This window comes from Acidiphilium sp. 20-67-58, assembly GCF_002255515.1.
In the GTDB taxonomy this organism is placed as follows: Bacteria; Pseudomonadota; Alphaproteobacteria; order Acetobacterales; family Acetobacteraceae; genus Acidiphilium.
In genome coordinates, this window is the sequence record NZ_NCAS01000011.1 from 25,339 (window position 1) to 41,806 (window position 16,468).

14 protein-coding genes are annotated in these 16,468 nt (G+C 69.2%); 2 read left to right on the top strand and 12 right to left on the bottom strand.

Translation table 11 applies throughout. From position 1 onward, the window contains the following. The first annotated feature begins 2 nt into the window (after positions 1 to 2). Positions 3 to 1,277, top strand: a complete 1,275-nt coding sequence (locus B7Z76_RS05700; RefSeq protein WP_291342699.1) for a sulfotransferase — start codon at positions 3 to 5, stop codon at positions 1,275 to 1,277. A gap of 151 nt (positions 1,278 to 1,428) precedes the next feature. Here the strand turns inward: B7Z76_RS05700 and B7Z76_RS05705 are convergent, their stop codons facing one another. The 8 genes from B7Z76_RS05705 to B7Z76_RS05740 form a co-directional block, all read right to left on the bottom strand. Further along, entirely contained in the window at positions 1,429 to 1,968 is a 540-nt protein-coding gene (locus B7Z76_RS05705; protein WP_174503510.1) for a hypothetical protein, read from the bottom strand. A 229-nt stretch (positions 1,969 to 2,197) separates the two neighbouring features. Continuing rightward, positions 2,198 to 2,737, bottom strand: coding sequence for a GNAT family N-acetyltransferase (locus B7Z76_RS05710; protein WP_291342700.1), 540 nt, complete (start codon positions 2,735 to 2,737; stop codon positions 2,198 to 2,200). A 249-nt stretch (positions 2,738 to 2,986) separates the two neighbouring features. Beyond that, positions 2,987 to 4,666, bottom strand: coding sequence for an energy-dependent translational throttle protein EttA (gene ettA / locus B7Z76_RS05715; RefSeq protein WP_174503512.1), 1,680 nt, complete (start codon positions 4,664 to 4,666; stop codon positions 2,987 to 2,989). 265 nt (positions 4,667 to 4,931) lie between these two features. Further along, positions 4,932 to 5,531 (bottom strand): hypothetical protein, encoded by a 600-nt coding sequence (locus B7Z76_RS05720; protein ID WP_291342702.1) that lies wholly within the window; start codon positions 5,529 to 5,531, stop codon positions 4,932 to 4,934. 153 nt (positions 5,532 to 5,684) lie between these two features. Next, positions 5,685 to 6,656, bottom strand: a complete 972-nt coding sequence (locus tag B7Z76_RS05725) for a 2-dehydropantoate 2-reductase (RefSeq protein ID WP_291342704.1) — start codon at positions 6,654 to 6,656, stop codon at positions 5,685 to 5,687. Further along, positions 6,653 to 8,173, bottom strand: a complete 1,521-nt coding sequence (locus B7Z76_RS05730) for an acyl--CoA ligase (protein WP_291342706.1) — start codon at positions 8,171 to 8,173, stop codon at positions 6,653 to 6,655. Before B7Z76_RS05730 ends, B7Z76_RS05725 begins: the two co-directional genes overlap by 4 nt. Positions 8,174 to 8,329: 156 nt before the next feature. Then, positions 8,330 to 9,457 (bottom strand): FAD-dependent oxidoreductase, encoded by a 1,128-nt coding sequence (locus B7Z76_RS05735; RefSeq protein WP_291342881.1) that lies wholly within the window; start codon positions 9,455 to 9,457, stop codon positions 8,330 to 8,332. A 14-nt stretch (positions 9,458 to 9,471) separates the two neighbouring features. Beyond that, the gene (locus tag B7Z76_RS05740; protein WP_174503516.1) at positions 9,472 to 9,681 is read right to left on the bottom strand and encodes a heavy-metal-associated domain-containing protein; all 210 of its coding nucleotides are present in this window, start codon (positions 9,679 to 9,681) and stop codon (positions 9,472 to 9,474) included. Positions 9,682 to 9,807: 126 nt separating this feature from the next. Between B7Z76_RS05740 and B7Z76_RS05745 the strand changes: the two genes are divergently transcribed. Next, positions 9,808 to 12,108, top strand: a complete 2,301-nt coding sequence (locus B7Z76_RS05745; RefSeq protein ID WP_291342708.1) for a cation-translocating P-type ATPase — start codon at positions 9,808 to 9,810, stop codon at positions 12,106 to 12,108. A gap of 7 nt (positions 12,109 to 12,115) precedes the next feature. On the opposite strand, the gene B7Z76_RS05750 is transcribed toward B7Z76_RS05745, so the two are convergent. From B7Z76_RS05750 to B7Z76_RS05765, 4 genes are read right to left on the bottom strand one after another with little or no spacing between them, the layout of a single operon-like run. After that, positions 12,116 to 12,859 (bottom strand): SDR family NAD(P)-dependent oxidoreductase, encoded by a 744-nt coding sequence (locus B7Z76_RS05750; RefSeq protein WP_291342710.1) that lies wholly within the window; start codon positions 12,857 to 12,859, stop codon positions 12,116 to 12,118. Positions 12,860 to 12,871: 12 nt separating this feature from the next. Next, positions 12,872 to 13,798, bottom strand: coding sequence for a dihydrodipicolinate synthase family protein (locus B7Z76_RS05755; RefSeq protein ID WP_291342712.1), 927 nt, complete (start codon positions 13,796 to 13,798; stop codon positions 12,872 to 12,874). Beyond that, positions 13,795 to 14,763: a 2-hydroxyacid dehydrogenase gene (locus tag B7Z76_RS05760; RefSeq protein WP_174503520.1), complete on the bottom strand. Its 969-nt coding sequence runs from the start codon at positions 14,761 to 14,763 to the stop codon at positions 13,795 to 13,797. The genes B7Z76_RS05755 and B7Z76_RS05760 overlap by 4 nt, the downstream gene beginning before the upstream one ends. Beyond that, positions 14,760 to 16,466, bottom strand: coding sequence for an IlvD/Edd family dehydratase (locus tag B7Z76_RS05765; protein WP_291342714.1), 1,707 nt, complete (start codon positions 16,464 to 16,466; stop codon positions 14,760 to 14,762). The genes B7Z76_RS05760 and B7Z76_RS05765 overlap by 4 nt, the downstream gene beginning before the upstream one ends. Positions 16,467 to 16,468: the final 2 nt, after the last annotated feature.

The following is a 16,468-nucleotide window of genomic DNA, read 5'->3' on the forward strand; positions in this document are numbered from 1 at the left end:
CCATGCCGCGGGATCCGGTGCCGGAGCCGCCATCGCGACGACCGGGAAAGAGTCTGAAATTCCGGCTGCTGTCGGCCGGGTTCGGCGCGGCGGAGCGGGTGCTGCCGCGCGGGGTGCCGGCGCTGGACGCGGCACGGATTGCCGCCGCCGCGGGCGGTGCGATGCCGGATTTCGCGCGCGAGGGGCTGGAGCGGCTGGTCGCCTCGCTCGCGGCGGAGACGCGGCTTTCGCTGTTCGGGCGGGTTTCGGTCCGCTACGACCTGATGCGGCTGGCGCGGAATGCCGAGGCGATCCGGCGGATGCACGCGGCGAGCACAGCGATCGGGCGGGAGGCCGTGCGGGCGCCGGTTTTCATCATGGGGTTGCCGCGCTCGGGGACGACGTTCCTGCACACGCTGTTCGGCCAGGACCCCGAGGTGCTGGTGCCGCGGGTTTGGCAGACGCTGTATCCGGCGGCGCGGCCGGTGGGGTTCGATGCGCGGCGCAGTGCCGCGGTGCGCCGGACCAACCGGCAGCTCGACATGTTCGCCGGCATGGCGCCGGAGTTTCCGGCGATCCACCCGATCGAGGGGGACAGCCCGCAGGAATGCAGCGAGATCACCGCGCATGTGTTCCACTCGCTGCGGTTCGACACGACGTTCCGGGTGCCGAGCTACACCGCATGGCTCGACGCCGAGGATGACGGGCCGGCCTTCGCGTTTCACAAGCAATGGCTGCAGGCGATGCAGCACGGAACCGGCGGACGGTTCTGGGCGCTGAAATGCCCGGAGCATACGTTTTCAGTGAAGGCGATCCTGAAGACCTATCCGGATGCGCGGTTCGTGGTGGTGCACCGCGACCCGGTGCATGTGTTTGCCTCGGTCGCGCACATGACGGAGGTGCTGCGGCGGCCGTTCCTGCGGGACATCGACCCGGCGGAAATCGGCCGGCAGGTGACGGAGCGGTGGATCGACGGAGCGCGGCGCCTGGTGGCGTTCGACCAGAGCGGGGCGGTGCCGGCGGAACGGCTGGTCAATATCCAGTACGAGGCGCTGACGGCGGACCCGATCGGGGCGGTTGCGGGGATTTACGCGCGGTTTGGCGAGACGTTCACCCCGGCGGCGGAGACGGCGATGCGGCAGTATCTCGGCGCGGCGCCGCGCGGCGGCTATGGGCGGAACCGCTACCGGCTGGCGGATTTCGGCATCAACGCCGAGCGGCTGCGGCCGCGCTTTGCCGGATATGTCGAATATTTCGGCGTGCAGGCGCGCAAGCCGGGCGGGCCGCAGCCGGCCTGAGGGGCGACAATTATCAATATGATAGAGCACTACATCCGATCCCAGAGGATCGGAACGTGCTCCATGACGATATTCCCATCGGTTTTATAGGAATATGATCCTTTCCTCGCGGCGGGTGGGACAGGACGACATTCCTTGTGCCGGAGAGGGGCTACCAGCCGAGAAAGGTTTCATGGCGGTGGGCGGCACGCGGCGGAGCGTGGCGCCAGAGGCGGGTTGTCGTTTCGCGCAGGGTGTCGGCGAAGCGGAGGGTGGCGAGGTGTTCGCGGCCGGCGCAAATGTCTTCGGCGGTGATGGCGAGGGTGGCGCGGAGTGTCTGGCCGGTGAGGGTTTCGATGGCGGCGAAGGTACTGCGGAAGCCGGTGGCGCTGGCGGTGGCGAAGGCGGCGCAGGCGGGCAGGTTGCGGCCCCTGACGGCAAGCCAGGCGCGGAGCGGGGCGGCGAGGGAGAAAGCCCAGACCGGGGTTCCAAGGATGAGCAGCTCGTACTTCGCGGGGTTGATCGTGGTCGGGAGGATTTCGGGCGGGTGGCCGCCAAGGCAGGTGCCGAGCGCGCGGAACGCGCCAGGAATGCCGTAGGCGCAGGCGGGGCAGCGGATGGTTTCCAGATCAGCGCCGAATTCGCCGGCGATCATGCTGGCGATGCGCGCGGTGGTTCCTGTCCGGGAATAATAGACGACGAGGACACGCATGCCGCTCGGTCCCTCTGCGTAATGACACATTTTTATACAGAAGAGACTCAGGTTTGGCGCGCGGAAGCGGTGAACGGGACGTTAATATTTTGATAGTTTCTGGGATGAGGGCACGGATTATTTACCGACAGGGTTGCTGTGGCGTGCGGTGAGGGTGTGGGTCGATGACCCGGCCGGTTGCGGGGAATGTTTCACGGGAAACAATCGGGGCGGTGCGGGGCCGCCGATTTCAGCCGTCCAACAGCGATCTCTCGTTTTTCGAGACACTCTCATACACCAGCATCTGCACGCCGTTGCGGAGAAAAGAGTCGGATTCGGTCATGCCGATGGCGCCGAGGACGGTGCGGCTGGCAAAATTGTCGGCGCGGGCGATGGCGATGATGCGGCGCAAATGAGCGCGGTCGTGGCCGTAGCGGAGGGCGGCGCTGGCGGCTTCGCGAGCGAGGCCGGCGCCGCGGACTTCGGGCCATAGGGCGAAACGGAGCGCGATGCCGCGGCCGTCCGGGCGGTCGGCGAGGCCGGTGATGCCGAGGAAGGCGTTGGTGGTGCGGCCGCGGATGGTCCAGATTCCGAAGCCTTGCGCGCCCCAGGCGGCGATGTCTTCCGCCAGTTCGGCCACGGCCTGTTCGCGGGTGCGGACCCCGCCGAGCATCAGGGCGAAGGCGCGGGGGTCGGTTTTCAGGGCGACGAGATCCTCGACATCGGACCAGCCCACCGGATCGAGCCGCAACCGCCCGGTGGTGATCTGCCATGTCGGGTTGATGGTCATGGAAATGGCGGGGCCTTGCCCCGGGCCCCATCAGGGGCGCTGCCCCTGAACCAAGCCAAAGGCGGAGCCTTTGGAATCCATTCGTTTTGGTTTTGGGGAGGGCATCCGGGCAATTGCCTTGGTAAAGGCAGGGACACGCCCTCCCCAAAACCAAAACGCGAGCGCGGTTCCAAGGGCTCAGCCCTTGGCGGGGGTGCAGGGGGTGGAACCCCCTGCGTGGGCCCGGAACCAAGACCCTGCATCCGCTGGCTACCTTGTGAGGGGGCGGTATTTGATGCGGTGGGGTTCGGTAGCGTCGGCGCCGAGGCGGCGGCGTTTGTCTTCCTCGTAATCCTGGAAGTTGCCCTGGAACCATTCGACGTGACTGTCGCCCTCGAAGGCGAGGATGTGGGTGGCGAGGCGATCGAGGAACCAGCGGTCATGCGAGATGATGACGGCGCAGCCGGCGAATTCGGCGAGGGCTTCTTCCAGGGCGCGCAGCGTATCGACGTCGAGATCGTTCGTGGGTTCGTCAAGGAGGATGACGTTGTGTTCGCCCTTGAGCATTTTCGCGAGGTGGACGCGGTTGCGTTCGCCGCCGGAGAGGATGCCGACTTTCTTCTGCTGGTCGGAGCCCTTGAAGTTGAAGGCGCCGACATAGGCGCGGGAGGGGACGGTGCGCTTGCCGAGGTGGATGACGTCGGTGCCGCCGGAGATTTCCTCCCAGACGGTCTTGTTGTCATCGAGGCTGTCGCGCGACTGGTCGACATAGCCGAGTTTCACGGTGTCGCCGACGACGAAGGAGCCGGCATCGGGTTTTTCGACGCCGGTGATCATCTTGAAGAGAGTGGATTTGCCGGCGCCGTTGGGGCCGATGACGCCGACGATGCCGCCGGGGGGGAGCTTGAAGGAGAGGCCGTCGATCAGGAGGTTGTCGCCGAAGCCCTTGCGGAGATCCTGGGCCTCGATGACGGTGCCGCCGAGGCGCGGGCCGGGGGGGATGACGATTTCGGCGACGCCGGAGACCTGCTCGCTCGATTTGGCGAGCATTTCCTCGTAGCGGCTGATGCGGGCCTGGTTTTTCGCCTGGCGGGCCTTGGGGGAGGCGCCGATCCATTCGCGCTCTTCCTTGAGGGCGCGCTGGCGGGCGGATTCTTCCTTTTCCTCCTGGGCGAGGCGCTTCTGTTTCTGTTCGAGCCAGGAGGTGTAGTTGCCCTCGAACGGGTAGCCGCGGCCGCGTTCGAGTTCGAGGATCCAGTTGGTGACGTTTTCGAGGAAGTAGCGGTCGTGGGTGACGAGGATGACGGTGCCGGTGTAGGCGCGCAGGGTCTTTTCGAGCCAGGCGACGGATTCGGCGTCGAGATGGTTGGTCGGTTCGTCGAGGAGGAGGAGGTCGGGCTTCTCGAGGAGGAGGCGGCAGAGGGCGACGCGGCGGCGCTCACCGCCGGAGAGGTTGGTGACGGCGGCGTCGGACGGGGGGCAGCGAAGGGCGTCGAGCGCGATATCGATCTGGCGGTCGAGCTCCCAGCCGTCGCCGGCGTCGATCTTTTCCTGGAGGGTGGCCTGTTCGGCGAGCAGGGCGTTCATCTGCTCGTCGTCCATCGGCTCCATGAAGGCTTCGGAGATTTCGTTGAAGCGGGCGAGGGCGGCGCGCATGTCGGCGAAGGCGAGGGCGACGTTCTCGCCGACGGTGAGGGTCGGGTCGAGATGCGGTTCCTGCGGGAGGTAGCCGACGCGGGCGCCCTCGGCGGCCCAGGCCTCGCCGCCAAATTCCTTCTCGATGCCGGCCATGATTTTCAGCAGGGTGGATTTGCCGGCGCCGTTGACGCCGAGAACGCCGATCTTGACGCCGGGGAGGAAGGAAAGGGTGATGCCCTTGAAGACCTCGCGGCCACCGGGGAAGGCCTTGGTGAGGTCTTTCATCACATAGACATACTGGTAGCTGGCCATCGGGAGTTCCTGTGCGCGTGCGGGGTTTTGCAGCCGGTATAGGTGGGGGGCGACGCGCGGGCAACCGAGGGCGGGGTTTTGCGGCTGTGGAGCGCGCGGAATGCAGAACGGCCGGAGCAGAACGCCAGAGCGAAATACAGAACGGCCGGAGCAGAACTCCGGAGCGAAATACAGAACGGCCGGAGCAGAACTCCGGAACGAAATGCAGAACGGCCGGAGCGAAACTCCGGCCGTGTACGCGTTCAGGGGTTGGGGGTGCGGGGTGTCAGATGTCGACGTGCCAGCCGAGGGCGAGGTTCAGCACGATGCCGTAGGTGAGATACATCAGCCACAAGCCGGTGACGGTGTGGAAGAAGCCCTGGGCGCGGAGGCTGAACGGGGCGGCGACGCCGAAATAGGAAAATATTCCGGAGAAATACACGCAGCAGAGGCCAACAAAGAGGATGGCCACCGGAATGTCGCCCGCTTCGGCGAAGACGATCAGGCCGAGGACGGAGACGAGGAAGAAGGCGACCGCCATGAAGCCGTTCACCCGCATGTCACCCTGGCGCATGCGGCTCAGGCCGATGGCGAACCAGTGAACGCCGAAGACCGAGGTGAGGATGCCGGCCGCGTAGAGCGGGGCGCCGTGGAAAACGTGGAACCAGGTCAGGCCGACAAGGATGTAGGTGCCGCAGAGGAATTGCAGGAAGCCGGGCATCCAGACGCCGTACCAGCCATTGGCCCAATCGACCGCAGGCGAGCGTTCCGGGAAGCCGAAGAGCTCCTGCGGACCATAGATCAGATAGCCGGTGCCGAGGCCGAAGAAGGCGAGGCCGAGGGGCACATAGGCCGAGGTTGGAAGACTGAAGACAGTGGGTGTCATTGGGCGTCTCTCATTGGTTTGATTGAGCCCGCGCCGGCACGGGGCCGGCGCGGGCGGTCCGACGATTGTTCGGCGCCGAACGCTTCTTATTCAAACCAGGTTACGAGATCGCCAGTTTTCGGGTTCAATTATGCGTTATTCACATGGATGTGATCAAACGCCCGCGATTTTGGCACGCTGGCGTACCAAAGCGAGGACGGCGGCGCAGGTGGGGGCCGGCAGGTCGACCCAGGCGGCCATCTCGACCACGGCGCCGAGCAGCGCCTCGATCTCGATCGGGCGGCCGCGCTCGAGATCCTGGAGCATCGAGGTCTTGTGCGCGCCGACCTCGGCCGCGCCATCGATCCGCTTCTCGACATCGATGGCGAAGCGCACGCCGAGCGCCTCGGCGATGGCCGCACCCTCGAGCATCATCCCCCGCGCGAGGGCGCGGGTGCCGGGGTCGGCGGTGATGACGTCGAGTGTCGCACCGGTCAGCGCGCTGATCGGGTTGAAGGCCATGTTGCCCCAGAGCTTGACCCAGATGTCGTCGCGGATGCGGGGGCGGACCGGCGCCTTGAGGCCGGCCTCGATCATCAGGCGGCTGATCAGGGCGGCGCGCTCGGTGCGGGCGCCATCGGGCTCGCCGAGGACGAAACGGTCGCCATAGGTGTGGTTGACCACGCCGGGCTCGACGATCTCGGCGGCGGGGTAGACGATGCAGCCGAGCGTCTGCGCCGGGGGCAGCGCGGCCCAGACCGCGCCCTCGGGATCGACCGCGGTGATCCGACGGTCGGTGAAGGGGGCAGGCAGGCCGTAGGTATACCACCAGGGGATGCCGTTGATCGCGGCGATGATGGTGGTCTGCGGGCCGATCAGGTGGCGGAGTTGCGGCAGGGCGGGCTCGATGCCCTGGGCCTTGAGCGTGATGAGAACATAATCCTGCGGGCCGAGTTCGGCGGCGTCGGCCACGCGGGGGCGGGTGAGAATTTTTTCCCCGCCGGAGAGGAGCAGAAGCCCGTTGGCCTCGATGGCGGCGCGATGCGGGCCGCGGGCGACGATCGAGACATCGGTGCCGGCCGCTTGCAGCCGGGCGGCGACGAGGCCGCCAATGGCCCCGGCGCCGAAGACGCAGATGCTGGTCATGCCTCGATCCCGAGGCGGGCGGCGAGGCCGACGCGCTGGACCTTGCCGGTCGGGCCCTTGGGGATCGCCTCCATGATCAGGATGCGGCGGGGCACCTTGAAGGCGGCGAGGCGGCCGGCGGCGAAATCGCGGATCGCCTGCGGGTCGGGCGCGGTGCCGGCGCGGGGGACGACGATGGCGGCGACGTCCTCGCCCAGCTTGTCGTGCGGGATGGCGAAGGTGCAGACCTCGGCGATGTCCGGATGGTCGAGCAGGGCGACATCGACCTCCAGCGGGCTGATCTTCTCGCCGCCGCGGTTGATCTGCTCCTTGAGCCGGCCGGTGAGGAAGAGATAGCCCTCGGGGTCGAGCATGCCCTGGTCGCCAGTGCGGAACCAGCCATTGGCGAAGGCCTTGGCGTTGGCGTCGGGGTTGGCGGCGTAGCCGGCAGTGACGTTGGGACCGCGGATGACGACCTCGCCGGTTTCGCCCTGCGGCAGGAGGGTGCCGTCATCGTCCATGATCGCGATTTCGGGGCCGGCGGCGATGCCGACCGAGCCGGCCTTGCGGGCGCGCGGCGGCAGCGGGTTGGAGGCCATCTGGTGGGCGGCCTCGGTCATGCCGTAGGCCTCGATCACCGGGGCGCCGAATTTCTGCTCCAGCGCCGCCATCACCTGCGGCGGCAGCGAGGCGGAGGAGGAGCGGATGAACCGCAGCCGGGCGAGCGCCCTGACCGCGTCGTCCTCGGGGGCGCGAAGCAGGATCGCCTGGTGCATGGTCGGCACCGCCGTGTACCAGGTGGGGGTTTCCTCCTCGAGCCAGGAGAAGAAGCGGAAGGCGTTGAAGCCGGGCGTGCAGCAGACGGCGGCGCCGGCGCGCAGCGAGGCGAGGGTTGCCGCGATCAGGCCGTGAATGTGGAACAGCGGCATCACGTTGAGGCAGAGATCGTCCGGCGCGAGGGCGAGGCTGGCGGAGATGTGGCGCGCCGAGGCGGCGAGGTTTTTGCTGCGCAGCGGGACGATCTTGGGACGCGCGGTGGTGCCGGAGGTGTGCAGGACCAGCGCCTCGTCCTCCGGTTCGGCCGGGCCGGGGTTGGCGGCCGGGGTTTCGGGCAGGGCTGAGACGTCGAGCGTGAAGACGCCGGCGGGGGCGGACTCGTCCTCGGCGAGGTCGAGCAGGGGGATGCCGAGCCTGGCGGCGACGCCGCGCACCGGGCTGTCGGTGCCGGCGGCGACGATGACGGCGCGGGGCTTCAGGTCATCGAGATAGAATTCGAATTCCTGGTCCTTGTAGGCCGGGTTGAGCGGGGCGGCGCAGCACATCGCGGCGATGGCGGCGAAGGCGGTCGCGGCGGCGGGGCCGTTCGGCAGGACGATGGCCACACGATCGCCACGGCCGATGCCGCGCGCGTTGAGCGCGGTGCGCACCTCCTCCGCCAGGGCGGCGAGGGCGGGGCCGGAACAGGGGAGCCGCGCGGGCGCGGCGATGGCGCGGGCGCCGGTATGGGCACTCAGGATGTCGTGGACCGTTTCGCTCATGGCTGGCTTGCCGCCTCCTTTTATATGCTGCGATCAGAGGTGTTAGAGCAGCTTTATCCGATCCTGATGGATCGGAACGTGCTCTGGTGCGGCGATGTCTCTGACGCGGATCGGCCCGGCGGGCAAGGGGGTGGCGCGCGTTCGACCGGGGTAGGGTCAGGGTATGGCGTAGGAGGCGATGAAGCGGCGGTCGATCCGGTCTTTCCAGCGCCGCACCCAGGCGCCGGAGACGACGAGGCCGTTGCGCGTGCCGATCGCGTGGTCCGGCCCGGTGGCGAGGAGGTAGAGGGCGGCGCGCTGCGGGCGGAAGCGGCGGAGCGGCAGCCCGGCGAGGGCGCGGCGAAGGTTTTCGGCCAGCACCGGACCCTGGCGGACCGCGTAGAGCCCGGATTTCGGCACGCCGAGGGCGCCAAAGCCGGCGATGTCGCCGGCGGCGAAGACGGTATCGTGCGAGCGGGAGCGCAGCGTCGGGGCGACGGCGACGAACCCCGCCGGATCGAGGGCGAGGGCGCTGCCGCGCAGCCAGGCGGGGGCGGCGGCGCCGGCGGCCCAGACCACGGCATCGGCGGCGAGGCTGGTTCCGTCATCGAGCGGGATCTGCCCCGCCCGCGGGATGCCGGCGCGCGCCGGCGGGCCGAGCGCGATGCGGCAGGCATCGAGGCGGGCGGCGACCAGGCTTGCGGCGCGGCGCGGCAGGCCGGGCAAGAGGCCGGATGGGCCGGGCAGCAGGGTGAGGGAGAGCGTCGCCGGATCGGCCCCGGTGGCGGCGCGGCGGGCGCGCAGCCGGTGCGCGAGGGCGAAGGCGAGTTCGACCCCGGCGGCACCGCCGCCGACCACGGCGAGGTGGAACGGCGCGGGGCGGGACGACGCGGCGTCCAGCGCCGGCAGATGGGCGAGCAGGGCGTCCGGCGGGCGGACCGGGATGACGCCATCGGCAGCGGGTGAAGCGGGCGGGGCGCCGATATCGAGGGCCAGCAGGTCGTAGCCGAGCGCCTCGCCGCCGGCGCGGAGGACGCGGCGCGCATCGGGGTCGAGGCCGGTTGCGCGGTCGAGGCAGAGGGTGGCGCCGGCGGCGGCGGCGAGGCGGACGATGTCGATCCGTCCCGCTGCCGGATCGGTGCCGCCAGCGACGATGCCGGGCAGCATGCCGGAATAGGACAGGCTTTCCGACGGGGTCAGCACGGTGACGCGCAGGCCGGGATGCGGTGCTTGCGCCAGGTCGCGCAGCACCGCGATGCTGGCATGGCCGGCGCCGACGAGCAGCAGATGGCGGGCGGCCGGCATCGGCACGGCGCGGGTCAGGCGGCGGCGGGCTTCACCTTGTAGCCCTCTTCCTCGATCGCGGCGGCGAGGGCGGCGGCCTCGGCGGCGGTGGCGGCGGGGATGCGCACGGTGCCGGCGGCAAGATCGACCGCGACCTCGGCGCCCGGATGCACCGCCTGCACCGCCCCGGTCACGGCGCGGACGCAATGCTGGCAGGTCATGCCTTCGACGTTGAACTCGATCATGGCGGATCTCCTCGACAGGGGCAGTATGGGTGGAAACATGGTGTCTGCCATGATGGGAAGGTCAAGGGGGCGGGTTTGACCTTCCCATCATGGCAAACCCATATCATGCGGCGAAAGGAGCCCGCCATGACCCCGAGCAGTGCCGCAATGACCGATGCCGCCGATCCGCAGGCGGTGGACCTCGCGGTGGAGGGCATGACCTGCGCCTCGTGCGTGGCGCGGGTGGAGCGGGCGGCGCGGAAGGTGGCGGGGGTGAGCGGCGCGGCCGTCAATCTCGCCAGCGAGCGGGCGCGGATTTCCGGCAGCGGGTTCGACACGGCGGCGGTGATCGCGGCGATCAGCAAGGCGGGATATGCCGCGCATGAGGTGGTGGACAGCGAAGCTGCGGCCGATGCCGAGGACGCGCGGCGGGCGGCGGACGGGCGGCGGGATCTGCGCCACGTGATCCTCGCAGCACTGCTGACGGCGCCGCTGATCGGCAACATGGCGCTGCATATGGCGGGCGCGCCGCTGGCGCTGCCGGGCTGGGCCGAGCTGGCGCTGGCGACACCGGTGCAGCTCTGGCTCGGCGCGCGGTTCTATCGCGCGGGGTGGGCGGCGCTGCGGGCGGGGGCGGGGAACATGGACCTGCTCGTCGCGCTCGGCACCACCGCGGCCTATGGGCTGAGCCTGGTGCTGCTGGTGCAGGGCTGGGCCGGCGGGCAAGGGGGCGTCCAAGGGGGCGTCCAAGGTGGCGCGCATGGGGGCGTGCCGCTCTATTTCGATTCCGCGGCGACGGTGATCACCCTCATCCTGTTCGGCAAGTGGCTGGAGGCGCGGGCGCGGCGGCAGACCGGGGCGGCGCTCGCGGCGCTGGCGGCGCTGCGGCCGACCACGGCGCGGCTGCGCGACGCCGATGGCAGCGAGCGGGACGTGCCGATCGGGCAGGTCCGGCGCGGCGATCTCGTCGCGGTACGGCCGGGCGAGCGGATTCCGGTCGATGGCGTGATCGAGGCGGGGGAGTCGAGCGTCGATCTCTCGATGCTGACCGGCGAGAGCCTGCCGGTGGCGCGCGGGCCGGGCGGGCAGGTGCCGGGCGGGGCGATCAACGGCGAGGGCGCGCTGTTGCTGCGCACCGAGGCGGTCGGGGCGGAGACGATGCTCGCCCGCATCATCCGCCTGGTGGAGACGGCGCAGGCGGAGAAGGCGCCGATCCAGCGCCTGGTGGACCGGGTGGCGGCGGTGTTCGTGCCGGTTGTCGTGGCGGTGGCGGCGGCGACGCTGGTGGGGTGGCTGCTGGCCGGGGCGGGGGCGCCGGTGGCGATCCTGAACGCGGTGTCGGTTCTGGTGATCGCCTGTCCCTGCGCCCTCGGGCTCGCGACGCCGACAGCGGTGATGGCGGGGACCGGCGTTGCCGCACGGCACGGCATTCTCGTGAAGGACGCCGAGGCGCTGGAGGCGGCGGCGCGGGTGACGGCGGTCGCCTTCGACAAGACCGGCACGCTGACCGAGGGCAAGCCCGCAGTGGTGGCGCTGGCCCCGGCCGGCGAGATGGACGCCGCGGCGCTGCTCGCCACGATGGCCGGGGTGATGGCGGGCAGCGAGCATCCGCTGGCGCGGGCGGTGTGCGCGCGGGCGGAGAGCGAGGGCATCGCGCCGCTGCCGGCGGAGGCGGTCAAGGCGCTGCCGGGGCGCGGGGTGAGCGGGGTGGTCGGCCGGCAGCGGATCATGATCGGCAGCTCCCGCCTGCTGGAGGAGACCGGCGCTGCCGCCGGACGGCTCGGCGCGACGGCGCGGGAGCTGGAGACGGACGGGCGCAGCGTGTCCTGGGTGATCGGGACCGAGCCAGCGGGCAGCGCGGAGATGGGCGGCGCGGCGCAGGTGCTCGGGCTGGTCGGGTTCGGCGACCGGGTGAAACCGGGGGCGGCCGGCGCGGTCGCGGCACTGGTCGCGCAGGGGCGGCTCGTGGCGCTGCTGACCGGCGACAATGCGGGCGCGGCCGCCGCCGTGGCGCGGGACCTCGGGATCGACAAGGTGTTTTCGGGGCGGCTGCCGGCGGACAAGGAAGAGATCATCGGCGCCCTGCGGCGGGACCGGCACGTGGTCGCGATGGTGGGGGACGGGGTGAACGACGCGCCCTCGCTCGCCGCCGCCGATATCGGGATGGCGATGGCGACGGGCACGGATATCGCGATGCATACGGCGGGGATCACGCTGATGCGCGGCGACCCGGCACTGGTCGTCGCGGCGCTGGACGTGGCGCAGGCGACGATGCGCAAGATCCGCCAGGGCCTGTTCTGGGCGTTCGTCTACAACGTGGTCGGCATTCCGTTGGCCGCACTCGGCTGGCTGAGCCCGATGGTCGCCGGCGCGGCGATGGCGGCATCGAGCGTCAGCGTGGTGACCAACGCGCTGCTGCTGCGCCGCTGGTGGCCAAAGGTGAAATAACGTCGCGTCAGTAGGTGGCGCGGCCGCCGGAGATGTCGAACACGGCGCCGGTGCTGAAGGAGGCTTCGTCCGAGGCGAGGAAGCAGATCAAGGCTGCGATTTCCTCGACCGTGCCGAAGCGGTTCATCGGGATTTTCGAGAGCATGTAGTCGATGTGCTGCTGGCTCATCTGCTCGAAGATCGCGGTGCGGACGGCGGCGGGGGTGATGCAGTTCACCGTGATCGGCGTGCCGGCGAGTTCCTTGCCGAGCGACTTGGTCAGGCCGATGACGCCGGCCTTGGAGGCGCTGTAGGCCGGGGCGTTGGGATTGCCTTCCTTGCCGGCGATGGAGGCGATGTTGACGATGCGCCCGGCGTTGCGCGCGCGCATGTGCGGCACCACCGCCTTGCAGGCGCAGAACACGCCGGTGAGATTGACCTCGATGACCTGGCGCCAGGCTTCGAGCGGGTAGTCCCACGTCGTCGCGTTCGGGCCGGTGATGCCGGCGCTGGCGATGAGAACATCGATCGCGCCGTGCTCGCGCACCGCCTCGGCGGCGGCGCGTTCGAGGGCGCGCAGGTCGGTGACGTCGAGCGACACGCCGGAACAGGACGGGCCAAGATCCTGGGCGGCGGCAACGATGGCCTCGCGGCTGCGATCCCACAGGATGGCGTTGCCGCCCTCGGCGATGATGCGGGTGGCGGCGGCAAGGCCGATGCCGGCGGCACCGCCGGTGATCACCGCGGTCTTGCCCTCGAAACGGTTTTCCACTCGTGTTTTCCTTCAGATCGCGGCGCGCTTGTCGTGCTTCGCAAGGCGATGGAGCAAAAAGTCGATTTCGGCGCGCGCGGTTTCGGTGAGCTTGCCGGCGGGGACGCGCTGGACGTCATGGGCGATAACGCCGCGTTTGCGAAGAACATATTTGCGGGTGGCGAGACCGACGCCTTGCTGCTGTTCGTAGCGGATCAGCGGCAGATGGGCGTCGAACAGATCATGCGCGTCGTCGCGCTTGCCCGCGTTCGAGAGGCGGACGATGTCGGCCAGCATGTCCGGGAAACAATAGCCGGTCATCGCACCATCGGCGCCGCGCTCCATTTCGAAATCGAGAAAGAGCCCGCCATTGCCTGTTAGAATCGAAAGCGGGCGCAGGCTGCCCTCGCGCTGGAAGGCGCGCAGCGCGGAGATTTTTTCGAGCCCCGGCCAGTCCTCGTGCTTGAGCATGACGCAGGAGGGCAGGTCCGTCACGATGCGGCGGATGACCTGCGGCGTCATGATCACCGAGAGCGTCAGCGGATAGTCCTGGATGACGAACGGGATGTCGCTGCCGATCACCTCGATCGCGTTGTGATAGTAGGTCACGATCTGATCATCGGTGCGCAGCGAGGGCGGCGGGGCGATCATGACGCCGGCGGCCCCCGCATCCATCACCGCGCAGGCGAGGTTGCGCATGGCGGCGAAACCGGGGGCGGAGACGCCGACGATGACGGGCACGCGCATCCGGCCGATGACCTGGCGGGAGATGGCTAACGCTTCGTCAGCGTCGAGCTTGGGGGCTTCGCCCATGATGCCGAGGATGGTGATGCCAGTCGCACCGGCGGAAGAATAGAAATCGCACATCGTGTCGATCGATGTCGTATCGATCGCGCCATCGGGCAGGAACGGCGTGGGCGCGATGGGGAAGACGCCGCGCGCGGTGTGGTCGAGTTTCATTGCGGCGGCATCTTCGCCGGGGTTTCGGCGACGGGGGTGATCGGGCCCTTGCCGTCGAACCAGGACATGACGTTGCGGATCAGCAGGTCCGCCATCAGGCCGCGGGTGTGGTGCGTGCCGGTGCCGATATGCGGCACGAGAACCGCGTTGTCGCAGGCGAGAAGTGAAGCCGGGACATGCGGCTCGTTTTCAAAGACATCGAGGCCGGCGGCGAGGATTTTGCGATGGGTCAGCGCGTCGATCAGGGCGGCTTCGTCGACCACGGTGCCGCGGGCGACGTTGATCAGGATGCCATCGGGGCCGAGGGCGGCGAGCACCTCGGCATTGACGACATGGCGGGTGGCGGCACCGCCGGGGAGAACGACAATCAGCACATCGACCGCGGCGGCGAGATCGCGCAGCGAGGGGAAATGCGGATAGTCGAGATCCGGGATCCTGTTGCGCGTGTGATAGGCGATCGGCAGGTCGAAGCCCGAGAGGCGGCGGGCGACGACGCGGCCGATGCGGCCCATGCCGGCGATGCCGATGCGCCGGCCACGCAGGCTGTGGCCGAGCGGGAAGGCGCCGCCGGTCCATCTGCCGTCGCGAAGATAGCGCTCGGCGGCAGGGATCGTTCTGATCGTGGCGAGCAGGAGGCCGACGGTGAAATCGCCCATCTCGTCGTTCAGGACATCCGGCGTGTTGGTGACGATAACGCCGTGTTTGGCCGCTGCATGCGCATCGACCGTGTCGTAGCCGACGCCGAAATTCGCGATCAGTTCGAGCGCGGGCAGGCGGGCGATCAGCGGCGCATCGGTCGGGCGGCGGCCGCGCGTCACGAGGCCGCGTATCCGCGCGCCGTGCTGCGCGATCAGCGCGTCGAGATTGCTGCCGTCATCGACCAGAATGTCGAAGCGGGCGGCAAGCGAGTCCTCGATGACCGGCATCAGGTCGCCAAGGAAGAGAAGTGTGGGGCGCTCGCTCATGCGGAGGGTCCTTCGCCACGGAGGAAATCGAAATCGCAGCCTTCATCGGCTTGCAGCACGGTGGTTTCGAACAGCCTGGCATAGCCGCGCGCAGGCGGCGGGCGCATCGGCCGGGCGGCGTGATCCGCCGCGCGGCGCTGCCATTCGGCATCGTCGATCAGCAGATCGAGCGTGCGCGCGGCGACGTCGAGCCGGATCGGATCGCCGGTGCGGACGAGGGCGAGCGGGCCGCCGGAAGCGGATTCCGGAGCGATGTGCAGCACGATGGTGCCGAAGGCGGTGCCGCTCATCCGTGCATCGGAAATTCGTACCATGTCTTTCACCCCGGCGCGGGCGAGCTTGCGCGGGATCGGCAGGTAGCCGGCCTCGGGCATGCCGGGCGCGCCGATCGGGCCGGTGTTGCGCAGGACGAGGATTGTTTCGGGCGTGACATCCAGCTCGTCGGAATCGATTCTTGTCGCCATGTCCTCGACATTTTCAAAGACGAGGGCGGGGCCGGTGTGGTTCAGCAAGTGCGGCGAGGCGGCGGATTGCTTGATGACGGCGCCGCGCGGGCAGAGATTGCCACGCAGCACGGCGAGGGCGCCGGAGGATTTCAGCGGCTTGTCGGCGGTGCGGATGACGGTCTGGCCGGGGACGATTTCGGCGGCTTCGGCGATCTCGCCGATGGTCTGGCCGCTGATGGTGGGTGAAGCAGGATCGAGATGGGGCAAAAGTTCGCGCAGCAGGCGGGGGATGCCGCCGGCGTGGTGGAAATGCTCCATGTAGTGATCGCCGGAGGGTTTCAGATCCACCAGGACGGGGACGGAACGGCCGATCGCATCCACTGTGTCGAGCTCGATCCTGATACCGGCGCGGCCGGCCATGGCGGTGAGGTGGATGATGCCGTTGGTCGACCCGCCGATGGCTTGCAGCACGGCGAGGGCGTTGCGCAGCGAGGCGGGCGTAATGAGGTCGCGCGGGCGGGGCGCGCCGGATTTCGCCAGCTCGACGATGCGCTTGCCGCTGGCCTCGGCGATGCGGCGGCGCTCGGCATGGACGGCGGGGATGGTGGCGCTCATGGGGAGGGAAAACCCGAGCGCCTCGATCACGCAGGCCATGGTGCTCGCGGTGCCCATCACCATGCAGGTGCCGACCGAGGGGGCGAGGCGGCCGCTGATGGTTTCGATTTCGGCCGCATCGATCTGCCCGGCGCGGTGCATTCCCCAGAGGCGGCGGCAATCGGTGCAGGCGCCGAGCACCTCGCCCTTGTGATGGCCGACGACCATGGGGCCGGTGGGGACGACGATGGTGGGCAGGTTGGTGCTGATCGCGCCCATCAGCTGGGCGGGGAGGGTCTTGTCGCAGCCGCCGATGACGATCACGGCGTCCATCGGCTGGGCGCGGATCATTTCCTCGGTGTCCATCGCCATCAGGTTGCGCAGGAACATCGAGGTCGGGTGCGCGAAGCTCTCGCCGATGGAGATGGTGGGGAAGACCATCGGCAGGCCGCCGGCGAGCATGACGCCGCGCTTGGCGGCCTCGATCAGGTCGGGGCTGTTGCCATGGCAGGGATTGTAGTCGCTGCCGGTGTTGGTGATGCCGATGATGGGCCGGTCCAGCGCATCGTCGGAGTAGCCCATCGCCTTGATGAAGGCCTTGCGGAGAAACAGCGAGAAGCCGGCATCGCCATAGCTGGTCAGCCCCTTGCGCAAGCCCGACATGG

What these genes read in the sequence shown, in the direction of transcription:
- B7Z76_RS05705 (WP_174503510.1), bottom strand. Translation starts at nt 1,968, where the DNA reads ATGCGTGTCCTCGTCGTCTATTATTCCCGGACAGGAACCACCGCGCGC.
- B7Z76_RS05700 (WP_291342699.1), top strand. Translation starts at nt 3, where the DNA reads ATGCCGCGGGATCCGGTGCCGGAGCCGCCATCGCGACGACCGGGAAAG.
- B7Z76_RS05765 (WP_291342714.1), bottom strand. Translation starts at nt 16,466, where the DNA reads ATGTCGGGCTTGCGCAAGGGGCTGACCAGCTATGGCGATGCCGGCTTC.
- B7Z76_RS05720 (WP_291342702.1), bottom strand. Translation starts at nt 5,531, where the DNA reads ATGACACCCACTGTCTTCAGTCTTCCAACCTCGGCCTATGTGCCCCTC.
- B7Z76_RS05745 (WP_291342708.1), top strand. Translation starts at nt 9,808, where the DNA reads ATGACCCCGAGCAGTGCCGCAATGACCGATGCCGCCGATCCGCAGGCG.
- ettA (WP_174503512.1), bottom strand. Translation starts at nt 4,666, where the DNA reads ATGGCCAGCTACCAGTATGTCTATGTGATGAAAGACCTCACCAAGGCC.
- B7Z76_RS05755 (WP_291342712.1), bottom strand. Translation starts at nt 13,798, where the DNA reads ATGAAACTCGACCACACCGCGCGCGGCGTCTTCCCCATCGCGCCCACG.
- B7Z76_RS05725 (WP_291342704.1), bottom strand. Translation starts at nt 6,656, where the DNA reads ATGACCAGCATCTGCGTCTTCGGCGCCGGGGCCATTGGCGGCCTCGTC.
- B7Z76_RS05710 (WP_291342700.1), bottom strand. Translation starts at nt 2,737, where the DNA reads ATGACCATCAACCCGACATGGCAGATCACCACCGGGCGGTTGCGGCTC.
- B7Z76_RS05735 (WP_291342881.1), bottom strand. Translation starts at nt 9,457, where the DNA reads ATGCCGGCCGCCCGCCATCTGCTGCTCGTCGGCGCCGGCCATGCCAGC.
- B7Z76_RS05760 (WP_174503520.1), bottom strand. Translation starts at nt 14,763, where the DNA reads ATGAGCGAGCGCCCCACACTTCTCTTCCTTGGCGACCTGATGCCGGTC.
- B7Z76_RS05730 (WP_291342706.1), bottom strand. Translation starts at nt 8,173, where the DNA reads ATGAGCGAAACGGTCCACGACATCCTGAGTGCCCATACCGGCGCCCGC.
- B7Z76_RS05740 (WP_174503516.1), bottom strand. Translation starts at nt 9,681, where the DNA reads ATGATCGAGTTCAACGTCGAAGGCATGACCTGCCAGCATTGCGTCCGC.